This is a genomic window from Anaeromassilibacillus sp. D41t1_190614_C2 (assembly GCF_015558525.1).
GTDB lineage: Bacteria > Bacillota > Clostridia > Oscillospirales > Acutalibacteraceae > Anaeromassilibacillus > Anaeromassilibacillus stercoravium.
The window spans coordinates 48,142-64,095 of sequence record NZ_JADMOD010000015.1 but is presented as its reverse complement, the minus strand read 5'-3'; the positions used below and the strand labels follow the sequence as shown (position 1 = coordinate 64,095).

General features: G+C 51.9%; 14 protein-coding genes. 5 read left to right on the top strand and 9 right to left on the bottom strand.

The window, feature by feature from the left end:
* Nucleotides 1–523 precede the first annotated feature (523 nt).
* The 3 genes from trxB to amrS are packed head-to-tail and all read left to right on the top strand — an operon-like array spanning nt 524 to nt 3,701.
* The gene (trxB, locus tag I2G69_RS11590) at nt 524–1,444 is read left to right on the top strand and encodes a thioredoxin-disulfide reductase (RefSeq protein ID WP_207740586.1); all 921 of its coding nucleotides are present in this window, start codon (nt 524–526) and stop codon (nt 1,442–1,444) included.
* Between the two features lie 47 nt (nt 1,445–1,491).
* Nucleotides 1,492–2,877 (top strand): AmmeMemoRadiSam system protein A, encoded by a 1,386-nt coding sequence (gene amrA / locus I2G69_RS11585; RefSeq protein ID WP_195560812.1) that lies wholly within the window; start codon nt 1,492–1,494, stop codon nt 2,875–2,877.
* Nucleotides 2,874–3,701, top strand: coding sequence for an AmmeMemoRadiSam system radical SAM enzyme (gene amrS, locus I2G69_RS11580; RefSeq protein ID WP_191395706.1), 828 nt, complete (start codon nt 2,874–2,876; stop codon nt 3,699–3,701). The genes amrA and amrS overlap by 4 nt, the downstream gene beginning before the upstream one ends.
* A gap of 333 nt (nt 3,702–4,034) precedes the next feature.
* On the opposite strand, the gene I2G69_RS11575 is transcribed toward amrS, so the two are convergent.
* Nucleotides 4,035–4,499, bottom strand: coding sequence for a manganese catalase family protein (locus I2G69_RS11575; RefSeq protein WP_195560811.1), 465 nt, complete (start codon nt 4,497–4,499; stop codon nt 4,035–4,037).
* Between the two features lie 167 nt (nt 4,500–4,666).
* On the opposite strand from I2G69_RS11575, the gene I2G69_RS11570 reads away from it, so the two are divergent.
* On the top strand, nt 4,667–4,960 hold the full coding sequence (locus I2G69_RS11570; RefSeq protein WP_087230846.1) for a hypothetical protein: 294 nt from the start codon (nt 4,667–4,669) through the stop codon (nt 4,958–4,960).
* Nucleotides 4,957–6,549 carry a recombinase family protein gene (locus I2G69_RS11565; protein ID WP_243254958.1) on the top strand — a complete coding sequence of 531 codons (1,593 nt, stop codon included), beginning with the start codon at nt 4,957–4,959 and terminating at the stop codon, nt 6,547–6,549. Before I2G69_RS11570 ends, I2G69_RS11565 begins: the two co-directional genes overlap by 4 nt.
* 245 nt (nt 6,550–6,794) lie before the next feature.
* Here I2G69_RS11565 and I2G69_RS11560 read toward each other — a convergent pair whose 3' ends face one another.
* Genes I2G69_RS11560 through I2G69_RS11525 form a run of 8 tightly spaced genes read right to left on the bottom strand, consistent with a single transcriptional unit; the run spans nt 6,795 to nt 15,909 of the window.
* A complete protein-coding gene (locus I2G69_RS11560) occupies nt 6,795–8,108 on the bottom strand; it encodes a UDP-glucose dehydrogenase family protein (RefSeq protein ID WP_191362618.1) in 1,314 nt (437 codons plus the stop codon).
* Nucleotides 8,109–8,121: 13 nt separating this feature from the next.
* Complete coding sequence (locus I2G69_RS14455; protein WP_195560809.1) at nt 8,122–9,306, bottom strand: glycosyltransferase; 1,185 nt, start codon at nt 9,304–9,306, stop codon at nt 8,122–8,124.
* Nucleotides 9,275–10,108 (bottom strand): glycosyltransferase family A protein, encoded by an 834-nt coding sequence (locus I2G69_RS11550; RefSeq protein WP_191362616.1) that lies wholly within the window; start codon nt 10,106–10,108, stop codon nt 9,275–9,277. Before I2G69_RS11550 ends, I2G69_RS14455 begins: the two co-directional genes overlap by 32 nt.
* 11 nt (nt 10,109–10,119) lie before the next feature.
* Nucleotides 10,120–10,935, bottom strand: coding sequence for a glycosyltransferase family 2 protein (locus I2G69_RS11545; RefSeq protein WP_191395712.1), 816 nt, complete (start codon nt 10,933–10,935; stop codon nt 10,120–10,122).
* Nucleotides 10,932–12,203 carry an O-antigen ligase family protein gene (locus I2G69_RS11540; protein ID WP_195560808.1) on the bottom strand — a complete coding sequence of 424 codons (1,272 nt, stop codon included), beginning with the start codon at nt 12,201–12,203 and terminating at the stop codon, nt 10,932–10,934. The genes I2G69_RS11545 and I2G69_RS11540 overlap by 4 nt, the downstream gene beginning before the upstream one ends.
* Nucleotides 12,204–12,205: 2 nt before the next feature.
* Entirely contained in the window at nt 12,206–13,765 is a 1,560-nt protein-coding gene (locus I2G69_RS11535) for a lipopolysaccharide biosynthesis protein (RefSeq protein ID WP_195560807.1), read from the bottom strand.
* 15 nt (nt 13,766–13,780) lie between these two features.
* A complete protein-coding gene (locus I2G69_RS11530) occupies nt 13,781–14,806 on the bottom strand; it encodes a glycosyltransferase family 2 protein (RefSeq protein ID WP_191395715.1) in 1,026 nt (341 codons plus the stop codon).
* Nucleotides 14,779–15,909: a glycosyltransferase family 2 protein gene (locus tag I2G69_RS11525; RefSeq protein WP_195560806.1), complete on the bottom strand. Its 1,131-nt coding sequence runs from the start codon at nt 15,907–15,909 to the stop codon at nt 14,779–14,781. The genes I2G69_RS11530 and I2G69_RS11525 overlap by 28 nt, the downstream gene beginning before the upstream one ends.
* Nucleotides 15,910–15,954: the final 45 nt, after the last annotated feature.

Genomic DNA, 15,954 nt, shown 5'->3' with positions numbered 1-15,954 from the left:
ATCTCGTTTTTATAAAATAAAACGAAAAGGAATGAGTCCAAAGGGCAATTTGGTTTGAGCTACCATTCATTTGAGAAAGGAAACGGTTCGTATTACGCTTCAAAGATCAAAGATGGTGTGCGAAAGCACGGAGCAAATCTTATCGGGAATCGCGTGACCTATAATTTGAAGCCTGTTTTACTCTTCGTAAAAGAGTTGGTTCGAGAGAACAGAGAATAGTAGGTGAGTCCAAAGTATAGTTAAAACACGCATGAAATTCTTTTGAAAGATGAATTGCTTCCAAGGTGATTCCCAAGTGCTAAATACAAAAATCCGAGTCTATCGAGATGGTAGGTAAAGATTTTTAGATAGTAAGAGGATCGAAATTGTTCAATAACTCAATATAGAAGCTCCGGTGATTAAGGTTACCGGAGCTTTTGTTTTTATACCTTCCCATTTTTTCAATTCTCCGGTATAATGGGATATACTTATTTTATGGGCTTGAGAATCCCAATCAAGCGATTCAAGAAAAGGAGGAATTCTTTTGGGTCAGTATGATGTGATCGTCATAGGCGGTGGCCCGGCTGGGTATACAGCGGCGCTTTATTGCGCGAGGGCTGCACTTTCCACTTTGGTTCTGGAGGCGATGGCTCCTGGCGGCCAGATGGGCACGACCGACCAGATCGACAACTATCCAGGGTTTGCCGATGGCATCAACGGCTTTGAACTCGCCATGAATATGCAGAAACAAGCGGAACGCTTTGGGGCCGAGAGCGTCTTTGCCCAGGTTTCTTCTATGGATTTGAAAGGGCCGGAGAAAAAAATTTATACCGAAGAGGGGGATACGTATACGTGCCATGCGGTGATTCTCGCTTTGGGCGCTTCCCCGAGGGAGTTGGGGCTGCCGGAGGAACGTACCCTCCGTGGACGAGGAGTCTCGTACTGCGCCACCTGTGACGGTATGTTTTACAAAGAAAAAACAGTCGTTGTGGTTGGCGGCGGGGATACCGCTGCTGCGGATACGGTTTTTCTATCTAAGATATGTAAGAAAATTTATTTGGTGCATCGCCGGGATACATTGCGCGCATCGAAGGCATATCTAAAGCCGCTTGAGGCCTGCGAGAATGTAGAATTTGTTTGGGATTCTGTAGTGGAAGCAATTTTGGCGGACGGAAACGTGACCGGGGTTCGTGTGAAAAATAAAAAGACCGGCGAAACACGCGAAATTGCTTGCGATGGTATTTTTGTTGCAGTTGGAAATATCCCCAATACAGCGCTTGTAGCAGACGCGGTGAAGCTTACGCCAAATGGATATATTGATGCAGGAGAGACAACGGAGACGAATTTGCCCGGTGTATTTGCGGCGGGTGACGTCCGTCAAAAAGTTTTGCGGCAGGTGGTTACGGCGGTGGCCGACGGAGCGGTAGCTTCCCATATGGCGGAAGAATATTTGAGCGGAATCTAATCGGAAAACGAGGGTTGTTTGCACCATATAAAGAGAGGTGTGTGTAGATGTCCATTGTTGGCGCCTTTATTGTTCCCCATCCGCCGATTATTCTCCCGGGGGTCGGAAAAGGAGAGGAAAAGGACATTCAAAAAACTATTGATGCCTACCGGAAAGTTGCCCAGTGCATTACGGACTTCAAGCCGGAGACTATTGTGCTGACTTCTCCGCATTCGGTCATGTATGCCGATTATTTTCACATTTCTCCCGGAGAAAGCGCGTGGGGAGATATGCGCCAATTCGGTGCGCCGGATGTCGAAATCGGTGTGGAGTACGATACAGAATTTGTGCAGGAGCTCTCCGGCCAAGCGAAGAAACACAACCTGCCTGCGGGGACAATGGGAGAACGCAAAAGGGCGTTGGATCATGGGACGCTGATTCCCCTCTATTTTTTGAATATGTGTTATACCGATTACCGATTGGTGCGCATCGGGCTTTCCGGTTTATCGCCGCTGGATCATTACCGGCTTGGCAAATGTATCGCGCAGGCAGCGGAATCCCTCGACCGGCGTGTGGTGTTTATCGCCAGCGGGGATCTATCCCACCGGTTGAAAGAAGATGGCCCCTATGGATATACACCGGAAGGACCGGAATTTGATGCACAGGTCACAAATGCGATGATGCGGGGAGACTTTTTGCGTTTCCTGGAATTCGATGAAGCTTTCTGTGAAACGGCGGCGGAGTGTGGTTTGCGTTCGTTTCAGGTGATGGCGGGAGCGCTGGATGGAAAAGCGGTCAAATCGGAGCTGCTCTCCTATGAAGGCACCTTTGGCGTTGGATATGGCGTCGCTTCTTTTTGGGTTGCAGGGGAGGACGGAAGCCGCCGCTTTGGGGAGCAATACGAAAAAAGGCAGCGGGCCTTCCTAGACCAGGCAAAGCAGAAGGAAGATGCCTATGTCCGCCTTGCGAGGAAGGCGCTGGAAACATATGTCCAGACGGGAGAACGAATCAAGCGGCCGCTGGAAGCGCCTGCGGAGATGTGTTCACAGGAGGCGGGGGTGTTTGTTTCCCTGAAAAAGGATGGCCAACTGCGCGGCTGCATCGGAACCATTGAACCGGAAACGGTGTGTGTTGCGGACGAGATCATCGAAAATGCGATTTCCGCAGGCACACACGATCCACGGTTCCATTCGGTGGCCAAAGAGGAACTGGGCCAACTGCTGTACAGTGTGGATGTGCTTGGAAAGCCAGAACGAGTGGCATCCGTTGCGGAACTGGATGCAAAACGATATGGAGTGATCGTTTCCAAAGGTTGGAAGCGTGGCCTGCTGTTGCCAAATCTGGACGGAGTCAACACGCCGGAACAGCAGATTTCCATTGCCCTCAAGAAAGCAGGGATTCATCCTTCGGAGGAGTATACGATCGAACGCTTCGAGGTGACCCGGCACAGATGAAAAAGACATGTGAACTTTGTCCGCACCGCTGTGAGCTCGAAGAAGGGCAAACCGGTTTTTGCAGGGCGCGCCAAAATCAGGACGGACGGATTATATCCATCAATTATGGAAAGGTTACGGCGCTTGCACTGGATCCTATTGAGAAAAAACCGTTGCGGCATTTTTATGCTGGAAAAAATATTCTATCCGTGGGAAGCTTTGGCTGCAACCTGCGGTGCCCGTACTGCCAGAATCATACCATTTCTATGGCGAACGAAGTGCAGGCTGTTTCCTGTTATATCTCTCCGGAAGAACTGGTAGCGTGTGCGTTAGAGCGAATTCCCGATGGCAACATTGGAATCGCTTATACGTACAACGAACCTCTGATTGGCTATGAGTATGTCCGTGATTGTGCAATGCTTGCGAAGGAAAAGCAGCTAAAAAATGTCGTTGTCACCAATGGCTGCATTGCGGAGGAAGCCTTTCAAAAATTGCTCCCTTGGATTGATGCTTGGAACATTGATTTAAAGGGTTTCAAAAATGCTTCTTACGGACAGCTTTGTGGAGACTTGGAAGTTGTAAAGCGGAACATTGTATCAGCAGCGGCCCAGGGGCATGTGGAAATTACGACCTTGATTGTCCCGCAAAGAACCGATACGGAAGAGGAAATCAGAGAGCTTTCCTCGTGGCTTAGCAGTGTGGATTGCAAAATCCCGCTGCATATTACGCGCTTTTTTCCGCAGTATCGTATGCAGGACTGTTTGGCTACACCGGTCTCCACGGTATATCGTCTGGCAGATGTGGCTAGAAAGTATCTGGAGTATGTCTATGAAGGAAACTGTTAAAATGCGCAATTTAAGCATTAAAATGAGAAGCCTCCGGTCTTAGAATCGAAAGATCGGAGGCTTTTTGGATGATCCAAAAACGTTTATACTTACAAATGTAGGAGGAATGTATGGGATTAAGAGTGCTGAAGCCTTGTTTTGAAGATTTTCCCTTTTATCGCATGTAAACGCCGATGGTCTTCCTGTTTAATAGATTGTTTTATGTGGGGGAAGAATGGAGAAGATTCAAAAGAAAACCCCGAAGGGTTTCAGCCCATCGGGGAAATAGACGTCCTGCATCCTTCGACGGTGCTGCCCGTATCGAACACACACCCTTCCACAATATGCCCACATTTATTTCTTATCGAACGAGGGGTTAAAGGCATAGAAGTTTTTCGAATTCAAATTGTCGGTTGCAATGCGCAATCCCTCTCCGAAGCGCTGATAATGGACAATTTCGCGGGCGCGCAGGAACTTAATCGGATCACGGACATCCGGGTCATCCGCATACCGAAGGATGTTATCGTACGTCAAGCGTGCTTTCTGTTCGGCGCTCAAATCTTCGTGGAGATCTGCTAGGACATCCCCTGTCACGGCAAGTGTATTGGCGGAGAATGCTTCGCCGCTTGCCGCCTGGGGATAGACGCCCGTCGTGTGGTCGACAAAATACGTATCGAATCCGGCTTTTTTGATCTGTTCGGTGGTCAGGCCGCGCGTTAGCTGATAGACAATGGTGCTGACCATCTCTAAGTGTGCCAGTTCTTCGGTACCTATTGGAGAGTCACAGTGGCACACAAAAAAGAAAACTTGGCCCCACATGAAGGTTACAGGCGAGAGGGGCACGGATATGGGAGATTATAAAATAAGAACCGCTGCCGTGTTTATATCTTCATCTGATACGGAACGGTTCTGTCCCAAAAAGAAACCGGCGGACAGGCAAGGCAATCCATCTTCCCTCATAAACATTTATGAGGGGAGGTCAGATAATGAAGGATAGAGCGATTTTTTTGGAATGTACGGAGAAGATGGAAGACGACAAAAAAACCACACCAGAATTCGATCTGCTGTATCGGAAGGCGGTTTTGCTTTCCCTGAGAGAACGGAACTTTTTGAATGACATGCAAGTGCAACTTTGCCTAGAGAAGCTCGCACATTCCATTGGATCAGATGAAAACACCCTGTTCCTGGTTGGTCCGGAAGCAGAATGGAAATATGTGGATTCCTATGTGGAGCATCGGACGGTGGCAGAAAAGAACGCCAAGAAGGAAAACCAACGATGAAGGTCGCTGTATATTGCCGTGTTTCAACAGACAAGGACGATCAGATAAACTCCTTTGAGAGCCAGCAGAAATTTTTCCGCGAATATATCGACCGGCAACCGAATTGGGAACTGTATGAAGTTTACGCAGACGAGGGGATCACAGGGACGAGTACGAAAAAGCGGACCGCCTTTAACCGGATGATCCACGACGCCCTTTTGGGCCGTTTTGACTTGGTGATTACCAAGGAGATTTCCCGCTTTGCCCGCAATACACTGGACAGCATCTACTATACCCGGCAGTTGAAGCAGCGGGGGGTGGGGGTTTTCTTTTTAAACGACCAGATCAACACCTTGAAAGAGGAATCGGAATTGCTCCTGGCAATTAAATCCACAATGGCACAAGAGGAGAGCCGTTCCACCAGTTCCCGCGTCAAATGGGGACAGACCCGGCGCATGGAACAGGGCGTGGTGTTTGGCCGCTCGCTGTTGGGATATGATGTGAGGGATGGAAAAATGACCGTCAATCCCCAAGGCGCGGAAATCGTCCGGCTGATTTTCCATAAATACGTCCATGAAGGAAAGGGAACCACCGTCATCGCCCGTGAATTGCGAGAATCGGGTTACAAAACCCTCACGGGCAGTCCCAACTGGCGGAACACCGTCATTCTAAAAATTTTACGAAATGAGAAATACTGCGGAGACCTGAAGCAGAAAAAAACCTTTACTCCAGACTATTTAACCCATCAAAAAAAGTACAACCACGGCGAAGAAACATTTGTATTGATCCAGGATCACCATGAGCCGATCATTGGCCGGGAACTGTGGGAAGAGGCCCAGCGGGAGATTGCCCGCCGAAATCTGAATGGAAACACCGGCACCGGCCATGGGAACCGCTATCCGCTATCCGGTAAGATTCAGTGCAGTGTATGCGGAAAAAGCTTTGTTTCACGCACTCGGGAGCGGAAAGACGGGAGCAGATATAAGGCGTGGCGGTGCGGCACCGCTGTTGCGGAGGGCAAACGGCATCTGGATCCGGTGGGGCATTTGGCAGGGTGCGATGTGGGGTATCAAATTCGGGATGAAGTGGGGATGGAGATGGTACGCCGATCGGTGAGCACGTTGCAGATCGACAACGATATGGTAATCGATGACATCACCCGAATTGTGTTGGAGGCGATCCAGGATTCTCAAAGCAGCGATCACAGAGCCATCGAGAAATTAGAAAAAGAGCGAACACAACTGAAAGAAAAAAAGAAAGGGGTGCTGGACGCTTTCTTTACAAAGAGCATCTCCGAAGATGATATGAAATTGATGAACGCCGAATACGATCGCCGTATGGTGGAGCTGACCGAAAGAATTGTGGATTCCAAAGAAAAAGAGGGCAGTGGCATTGATAGAACCGTATTGGAACGCGACATCCGCCACAGAATAGGGGAGATTGTAAGCGGGAAAACTGCTTCGGACAGTTTCTATGGCTATCTGCTTGACCATCTTATCGCCTACCCGGGCCGGCGCGTGGAGGTGCATTTGAAAGGATTGCCCACAACATGGACGTATGTATTGGAGAACCCTAAAGGCATCGGATGTTGTACAAAAAATGATTCCTAAATGCTCTGTAAAGAAAGACGGCATCTTTTAATAGAATCAGAAGAAAACGTGTCGCGGGAAAGCCTTACGGGCCTCCTTTGTGCAATTGTGAATAGTTTTATGAAAGCGGAACGTAGATTAAGGGGATAGAAAAGCAATTTGAGACTTATTGGAGAGGACAAAAGATCCCTTATTATCACAAGAAAATGGCGCCGGAAAATTCCAGCGCCATTTTTACCTGTATTTGAAAAACGCTATCCGGCGTTTCATCCACGGTTTAGATTGAAAATCGTCCTGCGGCCAATGCTGTGATAAATCACCGGTTCCTGCTCCATGCGTGCGAGCGCATAGCAGTTGCGCCCGTCGATAATAATCGCTTGGCGCATTTCCTTCGAAAAGAGCGAGACATCCAAATTTTTAATCTCCGGCCATTCGGTGAAAATAAAGCATACATCTGCGCCGTCCAGGGTACTTTCAATGGAGTCACAGTATGTGATGTCGCCCAATGCGCGCTTCTTGAAGTTCTCCATGCCGACGGGGTCCCACGCTTTGACATGCGCCCCGTCGTCCAGCATGATGGGGATATTGACCAGGGAGGGCGCTTCCCGCAGATCGTCGGTGCCAGGCTTGAACGTGAGGCCCAAAACAGCGATCGTCAGCCCTTCCAAACTGTCGAAGTACTTGCGGGCGATCTTGATCGGCTTGAGTTTCTGGTTTTCGTTGACCTCGATGGCTGCCTTGATGGTCTTGATCTCATAATCGTGGAAATTGGCGAGCCAGTGCAGCGCTTTGGTGTCCTTTGGAAAACAACTGCCGCCGTACCCGATACCCGCCTGCAAAAATTTGTTCCCGATGCGGGAATCGTAACCCATCCCGCGCGTGACGTCGTCGATGTCCGCACCCACCAGCTCGCAGAGCAGGGCGATTTCATTGACATAGGAGATTTTCAAGGCCAGAAAATCGTTGGAGGCGTATTTAATCATCTCCGCGCTTTTTCGATTTGTTACGAGAATCGGGGCATCAAATTCTTGATACATGGCTTTCAAAAGCTCGCCGGTTTCCGGTTCCTCCACGCCGATGACAATACGGGAGGCGTGCAAGGTGTCCCGTACTGCGGTCCCCTGGGCCAAAAATTCCGGGTTAGAGGCCACATGGATGTGTATGGATGGGTCGCTTTTGGCATTTAACAGCGCTTCCACCTTGTCGTTTGTCCCGATGGGGACAGTCGATTTTACTACGACAACGCAGTCCCGCGTGACGCTGTGGGCGATCTGTTCCGCAACTGCGTAGACATAAGAGAGATTGGCGCTGCCGTCCTTTTTTTCTGGGGTTCCCACGCCGATGATAATGACGTCCTTATCCGCGTAGGCAGCCTTATAGTCCGTTGTATACGTAAGCCGGTCGCGGTTCTTGTTCATTAGCTCCGAGAGCCCTTCCTCATAGATGGGGGAAACGCCCTGCTGCATCAATGCGACCTTCGCTTCGTCCACATCGACGCATGTGACAAAGTGGCCGTGTTCCGCCAGACAAACGCCGGTCACTAAGCCGACGTAGCCGGTTCCGGCAACTGCTATTTTCATGGTATCCCGCCTTTCAGATTTCCTGTTCCTTCATTACGGCGTTCCACTGCCGTATGGCCTCCCCGTTGTGGTACGTTTTGAGGGAGAGTCCTTCCCGCTTTTCCTGAAGCGCTTCACGATGGAAGCAGATCTCCTGCAAACTATGGACGATCGCCGCTGTGGTGTTCTCGCAGACCCATCCCGCCCGATCGTCTAGGATCATCTCCTGCACGGAGGCCGTCCTTGTGGCGAGGATGGGCACGCCCAAGCATTTTGCCTCGGTAAAGACGAGGGGCGCGGCTTCATGGTAGGAGGGGAGTAAAAAGAGATCCGCCTGCTTCATAAACCGGTAGGGATTTTGCTGCATGCCGTAAAACGTGACCCGGCCGGCAAGTCCAAGCTGTGCCGCCCGCTTTTGAAGGGCTTGCCGCCCAGCGCCATCGCCAACAATGTGATATTGGATGGGAATGCCTGCATCCACACAGGCACGGACAGCATCCAGCGCCCGTTCAATCCCTTTTTCCTTGCTCAGCCGCGCCACAGTGATGACATGGATTTGATCGCGCGGATAGGCGACGGGGTTCTGGGAGGCCAAAGCCCGGATCTCGTGAAAGCGATGAAAATTTGATACAACAGAAACCCGGTCCCGCAAGTCTGGAAAGGCCTTGACAAATTGTTCCCGGCACCCCTTGGAACAGGCGATGATTTGATCGAATTGTCCATAGAGTTTCCCCGTGGCCGCGGTGCAGCTTCCGTTGTGCAGGACATCGGCATGCACCATCGCAATCTTTTTGGCTGCCCGGATGCGATACAATACGATTTCATTTGTCCCTCCGTAGAACACCCGCGGCGGTTCGCTGTGCATGCAGGAGATGGCGACGTCATAGGGCCCCAGCCGTTTTTGGGCATGGGATAAAATTCGCAGAAGAAGCGAATTGCCAGTGATCCTGCATAGAGCGGCAAAAAGGGAACGGATGCAAAAGAGCAGGCGGTTTTCCCGCCACAGCTCTTTTTGACTCATACCAAGTATACGCAATATTGGGGAGCAGTGCAAGACTTGAATTCCCTTTGGGAGCTGCGCTTTGTATTCGCCGGTATCGCTCATGAGCAGCAGTGTGACCGCATATTGGCCTTTGATGTGGGAGAGCAGGCTCAAAAGGCTTTTTTGAATGCCGCCGCTATGTAGGTTATTGTTGACGAAGATCAGCCGTTTTTTCACATGGGACCCCCTCAGAGTACTTTCCAAGATATTCCTGTATGCCGCCCTTCATGGCATGATATGCCTTCCAAAAAGGAAGGCCATCGGTCCGGAAGGAGGGATGCCGGATCAAAAAGGCCAGGCAGAACGGTTTTGCCAACCGCGGGAAAAGATGGGCGAACAAGGCGCCTTTGTCGTGAAAGAATTTTTGTGTATATCCGTGAAACCAGGTGGAATCCTGGTGGGAAACTTCGCCTAAAAAGATGGGGCATGCATAAATTTTGAGGCCATGCCGGAGACAGTCGTGCAAAAAGATGCAGTCCTCCCCGGAGCCATAACGGGCGCCACCGCCAAACAGAAGAGAGAAAGCGATGTTGGCGCGGCGGACGCGCTCGGTACGGACCGCGATCCGATAGGTCCCATAGCGGAGCGAGTTGTACCAGCGGACCCGTTTCCATTTCGGGATGATATACTCCTCGCGCGTCTTATTTTTGCAGTGAAAATTAAAAAGGAGGACGTCCGCCTCCGGGTGTTTGGAGAATTCCGTGAGAATTTTTTCCGCATAGTGGTCATCATAGCGGACATCGTCATCCGCAAACAGGCAAATATCCGCATCGGCGCGCATCCAGATGTGGTTCCGGTTTAAGCCCACCCCTCGTTCCCGGTAGGAATAAATCTGGACGTCATACCCGTGGAAAGAGAATGTTTCCACCTCGTATCGGCCGCATTGATTTCCGATGATGGCGTCGCTGCGGATTTGCATTTGGTCCAGCAGGCGATGGCCGCTTTGTCCCTGTGTGGCGATGAGAACTTGTAACCGCATGGAAACCTCCTTTATTCTTGCAACAGCCGCCGAAGCTTATGAATGGTGAGCATCAGCGGGCGAAGATACGTTTTCAACCGGTTTGGAAAGGAATCCATTCCCCAGACGCGCAGCTTTTCCAGGAGATAGCCCGAGAGCTGTAGATTCGCCCGGTATTTGTCGAGCAACCCCAGGCCGCGCCGGGTCAACCCAGTTGGCGTTTGGACATAAAAATAGACGGCGTCCATGCTCAACAATACACTCTGCGCCCGGGTATAGACTTCCAGGGAGAAGGCGGCGTCCTCCGCTGTCTTCATGCCGGTGGGGAAGGTCAAGCCGGCGAGCAGTTCACGCGGATACAGGGTGGCCCAGACCGCGTTAAAGCGGATGGACGAGAGAAAGTACGGATAAATTTGCTCTGTAAACGCAGCCTTTGGCAGGAAAACTTCCTCCGTGAATGAGTCGATCGGTTCCTGGATGCGCCCGTCCGGATAGACCAGCTGGTAAGAAAAGCGGACAAGGTCCGCGCCGCTCTCCCGCTGCTTTTGGACAACGCGTTCCACACAATCGCACCCGAGAAAATCGTCTGCATCCACGAAGAGGAGAAAGTCGCCGGCCGCCCGTTGCAGGCCCATGTTCCGGGCAGCAGCTACGCCGCTGTGCGTTTGGCAAAGAAGGTGAATCCGTCCGCGGTACGGTTCCAATACCGATCTGGTCCTGTCGGAGGAACCGTCGTCAATCACAAGAATTTCCAAACAGGGATAGGTTTGCGTCAATAAGCTGTCTAGGCACCGGGCGATGGTGGCTTCCCCGTTATAGACCGGGACGATGATGGATACTTTTTTCAATCCTCTTCCTCCCTTCGAAGGACTTCTCCATCTAGTGGAGGGGAACGTTGGGGCAACGATGCTCCGGTTTGCTGGCAATCGGTTTCTTCCGGCGGGGTAAAGCTCATGGCGCACATCATAAAGACATTCAAATACTGCTTATGCGTGTAAAGACTCAGGGACAGAGAAAAGCCCCATACGGCGACCAATCCGCAGGAAAATAGTGGATTCCTGCGAAGATTGCGAAAAAAACACGCCCCCATCAAAGCGGCGTACAAGAACAGGCCGATCAACCCTTGATCGAACAAGGTTTGAATCCATTGGTTGTGCGCATAGGTATTTTGGAATCCGGCGGCCGTCATGTGCGGGATGGTTGAGCAGATGCCGAAACCATGTATCAGGGAAGAGGCGTCGGAACACACCTGGGTGAGCAGATAGGACCAGATGGGGAACCGTCCGCTGCCTTGATCCTCCCAGATTTGCGCGGGACTATAGCGCTGCCGTACAGCCTCGGGGAGAAGGGGCAACACAATAAAAAGAATGACCAGCGCGACCAGAAGCAATAGCAACAGTGCGGAGAGTCTTGCCTTGGGACTGCGTATAGCGAGAAAAATAAACGCCAACACTCCGGCCAAGATCGCGGCGAGTCCGCCGCGGGAGCCGGTGCGGAGAATGGCATAGAACACCAGAATCAAATAGGGAACGGTTAAAAACCGGAATTTGGTTTTCCGGGTCAACGATTCCAAAGCAAACAGCACGGGAAAGATGAAGTACATACAGAAAAAATTTGGGTCCTCTTCGGAGCCAAGTACCACGATGACAGTCCGGCCGCCGTCGATGGCCTTCTTGCTGAACAGGCAAAGGAGCATACAGATCAGCCCCACCAACAGCCAGATCCGGGAGAAGAGACGGCGTTCTGCCTGGTTGTAAACGCGGCACGTCGCCAACAGGGTGACAAGCAGTGCAAGCGAAACGTCTTTGACGACGGTGGCACTCTCCGGTCCCCGGTAGAAGAGAAGGGTTCCCGCCATAAACAGGAGCTGCAATGTGTAGAACAGGTGCACACTGTTCAGGCATATTTTGCGGCTTTGGGGCAGAAGCCGGTACAGCGCCAGAAAACCGGCGATGGGAAATGTAACGGCCTTCAAAGCGGACATGCCGGGAAGCAGCGTGATAAAGGTGAGTGGAAGGCAGAGATAATAAAGGCCGACCAGCCAAGCGTCTGCATGAATGGTCTCAGCCTCCTTTTGAACGTCTTTTCCCGTTTGGTAGAGAGGTTCCATTTGCATGTTCAGGCCATTCCTCCTTTTTCGCCGGTTGCTCGGGATTTGTTGGATTTGTAGCGGTTCCTTGAATCGTAGAAGACCTGCCGCAGGGCGCGAAAGGAATCGGTCCGGCAGAATAGGAGAAAATTGCTTCCCAGGGAAAAGCCAGCGGCAAGGAATCCCTTGAGCACAAAGTCAGCGATTGCAACGCCGGTGGCGATCCAGCTACAAAGCCCATAGGCACAGCCGGTCAATGCCAGGGTGAGCGCCAGATAGAGTCCCAATTGCAGAAAGAGTTTGCCGTATGGCCTGTGAAGGAAACATCGATAGAACAAAAGAATTTTTAAGACAAACTGGATGGCATATGTACAGGTTGTCCCGATCAAAATGCCCAACATACCGATTTCCTTTCCCAGAACGAAGGAGACCACCAAATTGACAGTGGAACCGGCGATCGAGATGTATTTGTCCCGTTTGAACAGACCGGAGGCGCTGAGCATGTTCCAGACAGGGATGCGCATGGTCGCCAAGAAAAAGTTGAGTACACAGACGCATACTACAGGGAAATCCAGCACCATCTCATTGCCGAATACAAGCGTGATGAATGGGTCCAGAAGGCAAAGGAGGCAGGTGCAGCAAAACGACGCAATCCCATACATCAGAAATAGCAACCGCCGCAGCACAACATCCACATGTGCTTTTGACCCGGTGGCCAGTAAATTCCCGATGCTGCCGCTCATCGCCGCGGAGAGCTGGTTGACCACATTGGTCAGCGTATTGAGAACAATGGTGTAGTTGGAATAGAGCCCCACCTGGATGGTGCCTACCAGTGCGGAGATCAGGAGGTTATCCGTTGAGCTGGTGATGGTCCACGAGAGCTTCCCAATAAACAGGTCGCGCACATTGCGGAAAATCTTTTTCCGGCGTTCTCTAGGAAGCTGCGCGCGGGAGCGGAGAAGTTCGGGATACAGCCGGTCCACCCGCCGCGAAAGAGCGAGGTTATTCAAAATGCCGGTGATCAAAAGGAAGAACAGGTAACAAAGCAGTTCACGGGTTAGAAGCAGCACGGCAATGCCGCCAATCACGGAAACGATCCGAAAGACCAGATCTACAATGGTAATGACATATTGCTTTTGATCGGCGGAAAGAAGGGACCGCTTGTACGAGAAGAGATAGGACGACGCGGTCTGCGCCAAAAAGAGCAGAAACACCGCCGTTACATAGGAGTGGCTGTAGTGTACGCCTCTCACTAGATACGGAAGAAACGGAACCAGTAACAAGCCCGCACCCGTCATTGCCAAGGCGATCCTCCGGTAGACGTTCCGATAAAACTGCATCAAGCGGCAGATTTTTTCCCAATCCCCGTTGGCCAGCGGTGCGTACATGTGGTAGATGATCACGGAACCGACGCCCATCTCTGTAAGAGAGAGCAGGGAAAGGACGTTGGTCAACAGGCCGTTGAGCCCAACGCCGCTGACGCCGATGGTCTGAAGCATCACCCTGCGGGACAAAAGCCCCAACACGCAGAGGACGGCCTGCTGCAAAATTCCCCAGAGCGCGTTCCGAATGGTCGCTTGTGTCCGCATGCTGTCCCTCCGTGTTCAGTCGTTTCGGTGTTTCCAGGTGAAATACCACATCCGCAAATAGAGCCTTCCATACTGCTTTTTACACATATACCGGTAAACAGCGGAGGTTTCGCCGAAATCCCGGGTGGGAAGATCGTCCAGAAAGGCCTGCACGATTTCTTTCATCCGGGCGTACCGCTGCCGGTGCGAGCGCTTTCCATGGGGGTTAAAGAGAAACCAAATGCTCTGGAAGGTTTTATAGTAGTAATCCTGGAAGAGTTTTTCGCGTACACGCTGGTTTTCTGGGTTCCAACCGAGTACCAACTCGATGATCCGGCGGGAAGAGCGCTGGATGATTGGAAAGTAATCATACGTCACCTTTTGAAAAAGCCGCGCGTGGTCGTTGGCAAAATAGCGGTATAAAATATCGGGGATGAAATAGACGTCCTTCATGACGGCGGCATATTCCGCAAGGAAGACTTCATCCTGATTGCGGCGAAGGTCGGGAAACCGCACGCCGTGCTTCCGCACCGTTTCCGCGCGGAACAGTTTAAAGCATGCGGATTGAAAGATCCCCTGTTCCCCGAACATGAACATGTGCGGGTAAAAATCGTTGCGCACCTGTTCACCAGTTCGGTAGAGGTGGTCCGCCTTTGGGATCACGCGTTGGTTTTTGTTGTGGTCGTCCACGGCGAATCCGCCGACCACCAGATCGGCGCCGGTTTCCTCCGCTGCTTTTACAAGCAGGGAAATCGCGTTTGGAACAAGATAATCGTCTATATCGAAAAAGTGGAAATAATCGCCCCGGGCCAGGTCCATTCCCAAATTGCGGGCGGGGCCTGCTCCCCGGTTGACGGTGTGGTAAACGCGGATGCGGCTGTCCCGGCCTGCTTCGCGTTCACAGGCCGCGCCGCTGCCGTCGGTCGAACCATCGTCGATCAAAATCAGCTCGATGTTTGGATAGGTCTGCTCCTTCAGGCATTGGACACCGGAAGCGACAAACGCCTCCATGTTGTAGACAGGGACAATGATGCTCACCTGTTTCGTTGAAACCGCCTCCATAAAAACCGGTCCTTCAAAAGGTCCTTCCGATGCATAGTGCCGCCGTATACCCGAAGGACCCAGGGGTGCCGGTAGGCAAAGTTTAGAAGGGCAAACCGCCTTTTCCGCGCGCAGTTTAAGAGGAATTGCCGTTCGAGCCAGTAGTCGTCCAAGTTCAGATGTGCAAGGCTATAGGCGAAGAGTGGCTGTTTTAGAAGTGCTTGAAAGGCTGCCCGGCGTTGGCGCAAAGGCAGGGGATTGTCCGGATGGAAGATATGGAGCCGCATGGCGTCCAACAGAATTCCAATCACGCGGTAGCGGTAAAAGGCATCCAAAACATCCGCCCTCCCCGGGAAGAAGGCATCGATATGCGCGAGATTACGCTGCATCAGGAGTTCCATTCCGGGAAGGAAGTCGGGGTGATACCGGTTGCAGATAGAGTTCGGATGCGTCCGGTAGTAATACATCACTGTGGGAATATATGCGGCGGACCGGCAGGCGTGGTAAACCAGGGTGTTGAATAGGACGTCCTGCGACTTCTGCTGGCGCTCCGGAAACCACAACTGCTGTTCCAACAAAAAATCCCGCCGGTAGGCCTTTGCCCAAACAGAGGTATGGCGCACCTGCCGGAGGCGTGTGTCCGGCAACTGGCAAGGGGCGCCGGACACGCAGGAGATGCAATAGGTTTCCAATACCTTTGGGGAAAGGTCCACGATGCGATTTTCCCCGCGGGGAACGGGTTGGGGTTTCCCATGTTCGTACCCGGCATATCGGAAGAAGATAACGTCATAAAGGTGCTCTGGCAAAGACCGTGCGACCTCCGAAAACCAATCCGGCAGTTCGTCGTCTCCATCGACAAAGAACACCCACCGGCCCGCAGCTTCCCGGAGAATGGTATTGCGCACTTCGCAAATGCCCCGGTTTTCCGGAAAATGGATGGCGCGGACAAATGGGCTTTGCCCCGCGTATGCATCGCAGACCGCTCCGGACCCGTCACTGGAACCGTCGTCCACCAGGAGGATTTCGATTTCCTCCGACGCCTGCTTGCACACGCTGCCGAGGCAGGCGCACAGATATTCCCGGACGTTGTAGACGGCAACGCCTATGCTGACCAGCGGCCCCATGGATTTCCCTCCTTTGGCCGGACTTAAAAACCAACACCCTGCAAT